At 61.5% G+C, this 10,962-nt stretch carries 10 protein-coding genes and 1 pseudogene; 6 read left to right on the top strand and 5 right to left on the bottom strand.

The window, feature by feature from the left end:
* On the bottom strand, positions 1-314 hold a 314-nt coding region (locus AYR66_RS16980), incomplete at its 3' end, for a thiolase family protein (RefSeq protein WP_474647533.1).
* A gap of 3 nt (positions 315-317) precedes the next feature.
* Positions 318-1,859 (bottom strand): 3-hydroxyacyl-CoA dehydrogenase, encoded by a 1,542-nt coding sequence (locus tag AYR66_RS16975; RefSeq protein WP_088708490.1) that lies wholly within the window; start codon positions 1,857-1,859, stop codon positions 318-320.
* Between the two features lie 224 nt (positions 1,860-2,083).
* Between AYR66_RS16975 and AYR66_RS16970 the strand changes: the two genes are divergently transcribed.
* The 4 genes from AYR66_RS16970 (at position 2,084) to phbB (ending at position 6,966) form a co-directional block, all read left to right on the top strand.
* Entirely contained in the window at positions 2,084-2,899 is an 816-nt protein-coding gene (locus AYR66_RS16970; RefSeq protein WP_088708489.1) for an IclR family transcriptional regulator, read from the top strand.
* Positions 2,900-3,035: 136 nt separating this feature from the next.
* Positions 3,036-4,676: a methyl-accepting chemotaxis protein gene (locus AYR66_RS16965; RefSeq protein ID WP_088708488.1), complete on the top strand. Its 1,641-nt coding sequence runs from the start codon at positions 3,036-3,038 to the stop codon at positions 4,674-4,676.
* Between the two features lie 301 nt (positions 4,677-4,977).
* Entirely contained in the window at positions 4,978-6,153 is a 1,176-nt protein-coding gene (locus AYR66_RS16960; RefSeq protein ID WP_088708487.1) for an acetyl-CoA C-acetyltransferase, read from the top strand.
* A gap of 72 nt (positions 6,154-6,225) precedes the next feature.
* Positions 6,226-6,966 carry a beta-ketoacyl-ACP reductase gene (phbB, locus tag AYR66_RS16955; RefSeq protein WP_088708486.1) on the top strand — a complete coding sequence of 247 codons (741 nt, stop codon included), beginning with the start codon at positions 6,226-6,228 and terminating at the stop codon, positions 6,964-6,966.
* A gap of 147 nt (positions 6,967-7,113) precedes the next feature.
* Here the strand turns inward: phbB and AYR66_RS16950 are convergent, their stop codons facing one another.
* On the bottom strand, positions 7,114-7,770 hold the full coding sequence (locus tag AYR66_RS16950; protein WP_088708485.1) for a DsbA family protein: 657 nt from the start codon (positions 7,768-7,770) through the stop codon (positions 7,114-7,116).
* A 246-nt stretch (positions 7,771-8,016) separates the two neighbouring features.
* Between AYR66_RS16950 and AYR66_RS16945 the strand changes: the two genes are divergently transcribed.
* On the top strand, positions 8,017-8,727 hold the full coding sequence (locus AYR66_RS16945; RefSeq protein ID WP_088708484.1) for a hypothetical protein: 711 nt from the start codon (positions 8,017-8,019) through the stop codon (positions 8,725-8,727).
* On the opposite strand, the gene AYR66_RS16940 is transcribed toward AYR66_RS16945, so the two are convergent.
* On the bottom strand, positions 8,728-9,738 hold the full coding sequence (locus AYR66_RS16940; protein ID WP_088708483.1) for an SLAC1 family transporter: 1,011 nt from the start codon (positions 9,736-9,738) through the stop codon (positions 8,728-8,730).
* Between the two features lie 293 nt (positions 9,739-10,031).
* Here AYR66_RS16940 and phaP point away from each other — a divergent pair, with 293 nt between their 5' ends.
* A complete protein-coding gene (gene phaP / locus AYR66_RS16935; RefSeq protein WP_088709870.1) occupies positions 10,032-10,583 on the top strand; it encodes a TIGR01841 family phasin in 552 nt (183 codons plus the stop codon).
* A gap of 75 nt (positions 10,584-10,658) precedes the next feature.
* Here phaP and AYR66_RS16930 read toward each other — a convergent pair.
* A pseudogene (locus AYR66_RS16930) lies at positions 10,659-10,962 on the bottom strand (hypothetical protein); the annotation flags it as partial.

Below are 10,962 nucleotides of genomic sequence, written 5' to 3'. Positions count from 1 at the left end.
CAGGTCACCGCGCGCGCGGCATCAACGATTGCGGCAAGGCCGCTGGCGCACAGGCGGTTGACCGTCTGGCCGCCGATACTGACCGGCAGGCCCGCAGCCAGCAGTGCATTGCGCGCGACGTTGCGCGCGTCCTCGCCGGCCTGGTTGGTGTCGCCGAGGATCACGTCCTCGATCTGTTCGGGCTTCCACGGATTGCGGGCGACGAGCGCGCGCATGACTTCCGCAACGAGGTCGTCGGGACGTACCGGGGCAAGCGCGCCGGCATGGCGGCCGAAGGGGGAACGCAGTCCGTCGTAAATGTAGGCATCGAGCATGGATCAGATCTCCTTGTGGTGCAGGGACAGGCCGAGCATCGCGCGGCGCTGCAGCCAGGGGCTGGGGCGGTAGCGGGTGTCGCCGGTTTGCTGTTCGAGGTTCTTCAAGATGGCCAGCACGGTCATCGCGCCGAGTTGGTCGCCCCAGGCGAGCGGGCCGACCGGATAGCCGAGACCGAGCACGACCGCGCGGTCGATGTCCTGCGGATCGGCGATCTGCTGCTGCGCGATTTCGCAGGCGATGTTGACGATGTGCGCGACCACGCGCTGGGTAACGAGACCGGCGCTGTCGCGGATCACGCTGACCGGCACGCCGGCCGCGCCGAGCAGTCCGCAGGCCATCGCAACAGTTTCTGCGCTGGTGGCGGGATTGGTCATGACCACGCGGCGGCGGCTGAGGTCGAGCAGGCTTTCGACGGCGACCGTACGGCTCGCGTCCAGTCCTTCGCGCACGCAACAGGTGGTGGCGTCCTCGCCAAGCGGGGTGACGATACACAGCGCATGATCGCTCGGAAGCGCGCTGGATTCGAGCTGCACGCCGGCGGCGGAAACGAGGACGGCGATGCGCTCGGCGAGTTCCGGCCGCTCCTGGCTCAGCCAGACGCTGGACGGCAGTAGCGTCGCCTGCGCCGGTTCGGCAACGGCTTCCTTCTTGCCGTCCGCGCCGTAGCGGTAGAAGCCGCGGCCCACCTTGCGGCCGAGCGCCCCGGCGGTCAGCATCTGGCGCGTCAGCACCTGCGGACGGAAACGTGGTTCTTCATAGTACTGGCGGTAGATGGATTCCATCACCGGATGCGAGACATCGAGGCCGGTCAGGTCCAGCAGTTCGCAGGGGCCGAGGCGAAAGCCGGCGGTGTCCCGCAGGATGGCATCGAGCGCGGGCACGCTGCAGATGCCTTCGGCCAGCAGGCGCAAGCCTTCGGTGCCATAGCCGCGTCCCGCATGGTTAACGATGAAACCGGGCGTGTCCTTGGCCAGCACCGCGGTATGGCCCCATTGGCGGCCCAGCGCGAGCATGTATTCGGTGATCTCCGGCCTGGTCAGGAAGCCGCCGATGACTTCGACGATCTTCATCAAAGGAACCGGATTGAAGAAATGGAAGCCGGCCACGCGATCCGGATGCTGGAGACCGGCGGCGATTGCGGTGACCGAGAGCGACGAGGTATTCGACGCGAGGATGGCTTCGCTGCCGACGATGCCTTCGAGCGTGCCGAACAGTGACTTCTTCGCTTCCAGGTCTTCGACGATCGCTTCCACCACCACATGGCAGGGAGCCAGTTCGTCCAGCCCCTTGCAGGCCACCAGCCTTTCCCCCGCATCGGCTGCGGCGGCGGCATCCAGCTTGCCTTTTTCCACCAGCTTGGCGAAGGTGGCGCGCAGCTCCTCGCGGGCGGCCTGCGATGCGCCTTCGCGGCTGTCGACCAGGTAAACCGTGGCGCCGGCCAGCGCCGCGATCTGCACGATGCCACGTCCCATGACACCGCATCCGACCACGCCGACTTTCAGTTCCCGGCTGCCCGGGGAAGGGGGAAATCCGTTTTGCATTCAGCTCTCCAGATTATGCGTTTAATTCTGCAATGCAGAACTTAATGTTCTAAAATGGAATTGTGGAGATTTCGGACATTGGTGTCAAGGCAGAATTCAGGGGAACTTGTTCTGCATCGCAGGCATGCATTCCAGAATGATTGCTTTCAAAACACGCAAGAAGGACTCGCCACGCAGCCCGGCTTTGCCGGATAATCCCGCAGTCGAAAAGAGAGAGCAGCACCATGGCGCAGGAACAGTACGAAGACCAGGAAGAATCCGTCAGCGAAGCAAAACAATCCAACGTGAAGGAAGACCGTCACTTCGTCACCGCGCTCGCGCGCGGCCTCGACGTGCTGTCCTGCTTCCGTTCCGGCGAAAAGACGCTCGGCAACCAGGAGCTCGCGGAACGGACGAAGCTGCCGAAATCGACCATCTCGCGCCTGACCTACACGCTGACCAAGCTCGGCTACCTTGACTACGACGACCACATCGGCAAGTACCGACTCGGCACCGCCAGCCTGGCGCTGGGCAGCGCGATGTTGTCCAAGCTCGATATCCGCCAGTACGCGCGCCCGTACATGCAGGAGCTGGCCGATTTCTCGCGCGCGACGGTGTCGCTGGGCATGCGCGACCGCCTCAGCATGATTTATATAGAGAACTGCCGCAGCGAAGCCGCGCTCACCCTGCGGCTCGACGTCGGTGCCCGCATCCCCATCGCCCAGACCGCAATGGGCCGTGCTTACCTTGCGGAAACTACACCGGTCGAGCGCAACGACATCCTCGAACGCGTGCGCGAACTGGACGAAGTCAAGTGGCCTTCGATTCGCGACGGCGTCACGCGCTCCCTGGAAGAGTATGCGACCCTCGGCTGCTGTACCTCGTTCGGCGACTGGCAGGACGACGTCAACGCCATCGCCGTCGCCTTCCGCCCGGCCAACGGCGGTGCCATCCTCAGTATCAACTGCGGCGGACCGGCATTCAACCTCTCGCCTGACTTCCTGCTCGGCGAAGTCAAACCCCGCCTGCTTTCCCTGGTCGCGAGCTTGCAGCGCGGCTGATTCCGGACTGTTTCCTGCGCCAAACATTTTTCGGCGGCGCGGGGAATTTTTCGCGCTTTCTCTTGCGGGACCGCTGCTAGAGTGCTCATCGCGTCGGCATTTTTGTACCGCACGCAAATTCCACACAGGGAAAACCATGAGCCTTCGCCGCCTGCGCATCGGTACGCGCCTCGCCTTCGGATTCGGCATCATCCTCGCGATGCTGATCGCCGCGCTTGCCGCGGACAGCCTGATCAGTGCACGCAACCGCGCCGCCATGATCGCCGGACTGGAACTCAGCAACAGCAAGAGCATGCTGGCCGCCGACATCAAGAGCGCCTTGCTGGAAGGCGGCATCGCGATGCGCAACATCGGCCTGCAGTCCGACCTCGCCGCCATGAAGAAGGAAGAGGAAAAGGTGCTGGCGCTGCGCAAGCGCTTCACGGAGGCACGCGACAAGCTGCTCGCGCTCGGCCTCGACGAGAACGAGAAAAAGATTCTCGACGGTCTCAGCCGCATCGAGCATGAGACCGACGCGCCGTTCCGGGAAGCAATTCGCCTCATCACCGCATTCAACACCGACGAGGCGATCAAGCAGATCTCCACCAGGATCGATCCGCTCAACCAGCAGGCCCTCGTCGAAATCAACAAGCTGGTGGATTTGCAGCAGGCCGCAACGCATCGGGTGCTCGACGATGCTGTTGATTCTGGACGGCAACTATTACTCATGCTTGTTGCTATCGGTGTCATCGCATTGATAGCCGGTGGTGCCTTTGCCTGGGCAACGACGCGCAGCATCATCCAACCCTTGCGCGATGCGGTTCACGTTGCACGCCGCGTGGCAGCGGGAGAACTGGCCTCGCATGTCGAGGTGAGCGGCAACGATGAAGTGAGCCAGCTGCTCGACGCATTGCGCGATATGAATGGCAGCTTGCAGAAAATCGTCGGCGAAGTCAGGAACGGCACCGGTTCTATTTCCATCGCTTCGCGTGAAATCGCATCGGGCAATGCCGACCTTTCCTCGCGCACCGAACGCCAGGCGAGCGCGTTGCAGGAAACAGCTGGTTCCATGGGGCAACTTACCGGCATCGTCAAACAGAACGCCGAGAGCGCGCGCGAAGCGAACCGGCTTGTGGTGTCCGCTTCGGATATCGCGGCGAAGGGTGGTGAAGTTGTCGGTCAGGTCGTGGGCACGATGGGTTCGATCAAGGAAAGCTCGCGCAAGATCGTCGACATCATTGCAGTGATCGATGGCATCGCGTTCCAGACCAATATCCTCGCGTTGAATGCGGCGGTTGAAGCAGCGCGTGCGGGTGAACAGGGACGCGGTTTTGCGGTAGTGGCTTCGGAAGTGCGCAACCTCGCGCAGCGCTCCGCCAACGCGGCGAAGGAGATCAAGCAACTGATTGCGGACTCGGTGGACAAGGTCGATGCCGGCGGCAGGATGGTGGACCAGGCCGGCAAGACAATGGACGACATCGTGAATGCAGTCATGCAAGTAGCCGGCATCATGCGCGAGATCACTGCGGCCAGTGAAGAGCAGAGCGCCGACATCGAAGAGGTCAACCGCGCGATCGCGCAGATGGATGAGATGACGCAGCAGAATGCCGCGCTCGTCGAACAAGCGGCTGCCGCTGCGCAAAGTATGCAGGACCAGGCAGCGGTACTAGAGAAGACGGTGTCCCTGTTCAAGATCGAAACAACTTTCGTCACGGTCTCGCAGCACGAGGCAGTGCGCACTCAGCAAAAGCGACTTCTCTCTTCCTCTCCTCTAAAGTTGCCACTCGGAACTACTTGAGCCGGCACTTCATCAAGCTGTCATCAACCTATTAAATAATGCAGGCCGCGCGCCTGCATTTTCGTTTCCGCCAGGCTTGCTTCTTGCTATAGTTGGCGAGCGCTCTTCGCACAAATGTCGTGTATTAGCGAACGCTAATTCATTACTTGGACAGTCGGAGCGTGTTGAGTAAGATCAAATGAAAGCAAAGGGCACGGCGCTATCATGAACGACCTTTCATAGAGGCCTGTCTAAGCTCTTTGCGCCGTGCGATCGCGGGACAGGCTCGCAATATTTTTGTCGTTTACTAGGGAGATTTGAAATGAGTGAAGTCGTCATCGTCGCAGCCGGCCGTACCGCCGTAGGCAAGTTCGGTGGATCGCTGGCCAAGGTCGCTGCGTCGGAACTGGGCGCGCACGTGATCAAGAACCTGCTCGCCAAGTCCGGCATCGCACCGGAGCTGGTGAGCGAAGTGATCCTGGGCCAGGTGCTTACCGCAGGCGTAGGCCAGAACCCGGCACGACAGGCGGTTATCAAGGCCGGCCTGCCCGACATGGTGCCGGGGATGACGATCAACAAGGTATGCGGCAGCGGTCTGAAGGCCACGCACCTCGCAGCGCAAGCCATCCTGTGCGGCGACGCCGACATCGTGATCGCCGGCGGCCAGGAAAACATGAGCGCCTCGCCGCACGTGCTGAACAATTCGCGTGACGGTTTCCGCATGGGCGACGCCAAGCTGGTCGACACCATGATCGTCGACGGCCTGTGGGACGTCTACAACCAGTACCACATGGGCATCACCGCCGAGAACGTCGCGAAGAAGTACGGCGTGTCGCGCCAGGAGCAGGACGAGTTCGCGGTCGCATCCCAGAACAAGGCCGAAGCCGCACAGAAGGCCGGCAAGTTCAAGGATGAAATCATCCCCTTCGAAATCGCTTCGAAGAAGGGCACGGTCGTGTTCGACAGCGACGAGTTCATCAAGCCGGGCGTTACGCTCGACGCCATCTCCGGCCTGAAGCCGGCATTCGCCAAGGACGGCACCGTGACCGCCGCTAATGCGTCCGGCATCAACGACGGCGCTGCTGCGGTCATCATGATGTCCGCAAAGAGGGCAGACCAGCTCGGCCTCAAGCCGCTGGCACGCATCAAGGCTTACGCGTCGGCCGGTGTGGATCCGACCATCATGGGCATGGGCCCGGTGCCGGCATCGCAGCTGTGCCTGAAGAAGGCCGGCTGGACGCACCAGGACGTGGACCTGATGGAAATCAACGAAGCCTTCGCCGCCCAGGCGATCGGCGTGAACAAGGAAATGGGCTGGGACACCAGCAAGATCAACGTCAACGGCGGTGCCATCGCGATCGGCCATCCGATCGGTGCATCCGGCTGCCGTATTCTCGTGACGCTGATCCACGAAATGATTCGTCGCGATGCGAAGCGCGGGCTGGCGAGCCTGTGCATCGGCGGCGGCATGGGTGTGGCGCTGGCCATCGAGCGCTGATGTAGGACAGGGGTGCCCGCCGGGCACCCGCTGGGGAAGTTCAATCAATAATCTTCAATAAGAGAGAGAATCATGGCACGAGTTGCATTGGTTACTGGTGGTATGGGTGGTCTGGGGGAAGCGATCTGCATCAAGATGGCGGCACTCGGTTACCAGGTCGTGACAACCTATTCGCCGGGTAACACCAAGGCGGCGGAATGGCTGTCTTCCATGGAGCAGCAAGGTTACAAGTTCCGCGCCTATCCCTGCGATGTCGCTGATTTCGAATCGGCGCAGAGCTGCATCAAGCAGATCACCGATGAAATCGGCCCGGTCGACGTGCTGGTGAACAACGCCGGTATTACGCGCGACATGACCTTCAAGAAGATGGACAAGGCTAACTGGGATGCGGTCATGAAGACCAACCTGGACTCCGTCTTCAACATGACCAAGCCGGTGTGCGACGGCATGAGCGACCGCGGCTGGGGCCGCATCATCAACATCTCTTCCGTCAACGGCCAGAAGGGTGCGTTCGGCCAGACCAACTACTCGGCAGCCAAGGCCGGCATGCACGGCTTCACCAAGGCGCTGGCGCTGGAAGTGGCACGCAAGGGCGTGACGGTGAACACCATCTCCCCGGGCTATATCGGCACCAAGATGGTCATGGCGATCCCGAGCGAAGTGCTGGAAAGCAAGATCATCCCGCAAATCCCGATGGGCCGTCTCGGCAAGCCGGAAGAAGTCGCCGGCCTGGTCGCTTACCTGGCTTCCGACGAAGCCGCCTTCCTGACCGGTGCCAACATCGCCATCAACGGCGGCCAGCACATGTATTGATGCAATCGATGGCCCGCTGCAGTTGGCGGGCGATTGCCAAATTGGCGCAGACAACCGCAAGGTTTCTGCGCCTTTTTTGTGCCTGCACTGCCGGAGTGCAAAAAGAAACGGGGCCTTGACGGCCCCGTTGTCGTTGGATCTCGTGGCTTACTTGGCAGCCGGCGGCGCTTCCTGGCCGTCCACCAGCGCTTGCAGCAGCTCGATCAGGCGCGGCATGGCGACATAGCCCGCAGTCACCAGTTCCAGCTTGCCGTCCCGTTCCAGCACGAGCGTCGGGAAGCCCTTCAGCTCCCACTTCTCGGTCAGCAGGAAATCGTCGTTGGTCGCCTTGACCGCGACGTCGGAATTCCAGATGGTGAGGAAGGTCGCCTCGTCCACGGGATAGCCTTGCTCGGCGAGCGCCTGGCACACGATGCGGGCCAGTACTTCGCCCTGCATGACGTCCTGGCCTTCCGAGAAGAACATGCGCTGGATTTCATGGAAAGCGTACAGGGCAGCCTGCGGCGCAAGCTTGCGGGCGGCCACCACCGCACGGCAGGCCGGCTCGGTGTCGTAGACCAGGTTACTGCCGGACAAAAAGTCGTAGGAGAAGGGCAGGTTGGTTTCCCTGGCCACCTGTTCCCACTGCGCCTTCATCGTTTCGCGCGTTTCCGCATCCATCGCTTTCTTGTTATAGGGCAGCAGGCCGCCGACCACGATATCGACCGGCAGTCCCGGTACACCATCCAGCAAAGCGGCAAGTTCCGGGCCGAAGCCGTAAGACCAGGCGCACATCGGGTCAGCTATGTAAATCAGCCTCGACATAGTTGTTCTCTCTTGGGTTGAGTTATTGGGCAAGATCAGCCAGCCTCCATAGTAGCCCGGCCTCCTTCCCGGGCGAGCACCGAGCAACCGCCGGATTACCGGCTATTTCTACGGATGCAGCGCAATTGCCTGAACTTATCACCTGCCAATTGCTCTATCCGCGGTGACATCCTGATATCGCCCTGTTTTTTTTCGGGCGGAATCCTAAACTGAGCTGATCACACACCTGTTTTCGGAGAGGGTTTTATGCGGAGCGACTACTTCCAGAAATTTGGTTCGGGAGACGACGAGGCATTCGAAAAACAGCGCAAGGATGCGATGCGCACGATCGAGGCACACGGCAAGCGGGATGCCGCCGAGCTGGCCGAGATGAATGAAGGCGAACGCGCCAAATGGCTGCTCTGGAACCTGCATGAAAACCTCGAGGAATTCCGCAAGCTGGAACCCACGCTGATCGGCCAGGTGATGTGCACCCAGCTCACGATTACCGACGGCTTGTCGATGGCCACCGAAAAGGTCGGCATGGAAAAGAAGATCGAGCTGAACTGCCGATGGCACCTGCGCCTGGCCTACACGCCCTACACTAACGAAGAAGCCTACCTGATCGGGGATGGCTCGGTGGATCTGTCGGTCGCCAACGCGCTGCCCTCGCATCCGCCACTGCAGAAAAACCAGAAGGGCTACCTCGATTCCGACAGCTCGCTCTATCCGAACCAGCTCTACCTCTACGGCTGGGTCACCGAACCAGTGTGGGAAGAAATCAAGCCGCACCTCTACCAGCCCACGCCCAACTGCCACACCGACCTGGTCTTGCGCGACAACTGCCTGTTCCCGGTCAAGAGCGGCTTCGGCTTCGTTGCCGGCCCGCCGGGTTCCGTCGGCATCACCAATCTTGAATTCCGCGTGTCCTCACACTCGATGGAGCGGCGCTCCAACAGGCGTACCCAAACGCTCTGATCATTCGGCAGGGAGCAGTCGCCCCTGCAGCAGAAGGATCACTGTGCGCAGCACGAGGAAGGCAATCACCGCCGTCGCGACCAGCAGCGCAGCAATGCCGATCCACAGCGGCCAGCCACCGCGGTGGACGGCTTCCAGGATTGCGCTGGCCAGCGCCGCGAGCGGGAAGGAGAAGGACCAGAACCCGATCGAGAACGGCACATTGCGCCACCACCGGTAGCGCGCCATTACGCCGACCAGCGGCGCGATGGAAACACCCAGCCCGATCATCAGCACGTCGGCCGGCAGCTGCGGCCAGATGACTGCGGCGGTCAGTGTCGCGATCGCCGGCGGTGCGAGTTCCACGCCGATGGTCGGACGCAGTGGTTCTGGCATCGGCCCTTCGAACAGCTTGCTCAGGATGCGCGCTTCGAGCAGCGCCCAGCCCGACAGCCCGGTGCCGAACAGCATGGCCGCCCAACCCGGATAAGCGAGCGACGCCAGGGCCATGGCGCCCACCAGTGCGCCTCCGACCACCGGCAGGTAGAGCGCCGGTGTAATCGCGTTGGAAGGCATCTGCCCGGTTGCCAGCGTCGTCACTACACGCAACGCGATGAGCAGGTGCAGGCCCAGCGCCACGAGCGCGAGGATGAGCCATACGCCCTGTCCGGGCTGGCGGAACTGGATGACAGCGAGCAGCACCGACAAGGGGAGCAGTGCCTGCAGCGAACCCTGCACCGGATGCCGGTGCTCGCGCATGACCGCCTGCGGATGACGCTTGCATTTGATGAGGTAAAGCGTGAGCAGTCCAAGCCAGATCGTGCCGACTGCCCACGTGAGGACGATAGCGACGTCACCGGCCAACTCCCAGCCGAACGCCCCGGCCCTGCGCCATGCCCCGGCCAGTCCGAAGAGTCCGACGCAGATCGCGAATATGCCGGCCGGCAGGCGTGCCAGCCATGACGAGCCTTGGGGACTCTGGTTGGTTCCGAACAGGTAATACAGGCGTGCGCGTGGATTCTCTTTATCCATCTGTTCCTACCCCAAATCGATACCGGTTGCCGGCACGGGCATGTAAATCCATATTAGCCGGAATCGGCTTGTTTAGCAGGAAAACATCGGTGCCGGTGTTGGTCGAGATTGAAGGTGCTCAACAGTCGTGCGCAGCACCTTTTTCATTTTGTTACCATCTCGCGTGTTTCTTCTGCGTCGCACAAAACTTTGCTTGAACTCCTGCGAGAGCATCTCTAAAATATGCCATGTTGCTTCGCAACAAATTTGGCAAGTTTTTTCGTGCCAACCGAATTCCGTTCATTGGAGATGTCATGTTCCCGATTCAAGACCAGATTTCCGTAGCAACCAAAGCCAACCTCGAAGCGAACTTCGCCCTGTACAACACGCTGACCAGCAAGACGCTCGAAAGCGTCGAAAAGCTGATCAACCTGAACATCACTGCTGCGCGCACTTCGCTGGAAGAGTCCCAGGCCGCTACCCGCCAGATCCTGGCCGCGAAAGACCCGCAGGAATTTTTCTCCCTCGTCGCCGCACAGGCCAAGCCGAACCTCGAAAAGGTTGTCGCCTATGGTGGCCACCTGAACAGCATCGCCAACAGCGCACAGGCTGAATTCACCAAGGCAGCCGAATCGCAACTGGCCCAGTTCAGCCGCAAGGTCACCGAGCTGGTTGAGGAAGCCGCACAGAAGACCCCGGGCGCCGACGGTGTGCTGTCCGTGTTCAAGAATGCCGTGGGCAACGCCACCAGCACCTACGAGCAGTTCACCAAGTCCGCCAAGCAGGCTGCCGAAGCCGTCAATGCGACGGTCAACGGCACCGTGACGCAGATCGCCCAGGCTGCAGCCGCACCGGCCAAGGCATAAGCGAGAGTATTCGCCAGTACAGGACGGGCCGCATGTGCGGCCCGTTTTTTTTGCTTTGATGGCTACGGAGTCGGATCAGGAAAGCTGACGCACTTCGACCTTGCCCTGGCTGACGGCACGCGAGAGGATGCGCCAGGTGTCGAATTCGAATGAAGGCGCGGTTGCGCTTTCCGGGCGCTGCGCCGTTCCAAGCCAGTGCCATTGATCGACGAGGTGCCGCTCTTCACGGCCGTCGTCGCCACGTTCAACCATCATCACCGCGCCGGGATAGGGCCAGTTCACCACCGGCAGCGATGCGATGGCGGCCTCCAGTTTTTTCCTGTCCGGTCTGGCGAGATTGAGACCGAATTTCTGGGCCAGCGCATCCAATGCCATTTCC

Origin of the sequence: Noviherbaspirillum denitrificans (assembly GCF_002211445.1) — a bacterium.
Lineage (GTDB): Bacteria > Pseudomonadota > Gammaproteobacteria > Burkholderiales > Burkholderiaceae_D > Noviherbaspirillum > Noviherbaspirillum denitrificans.
The sequence above is the reverse complement of the archived record's forward strand: the minus strand, read 5'-3'. Positions and strand labels throughout refer to the sequence as shown.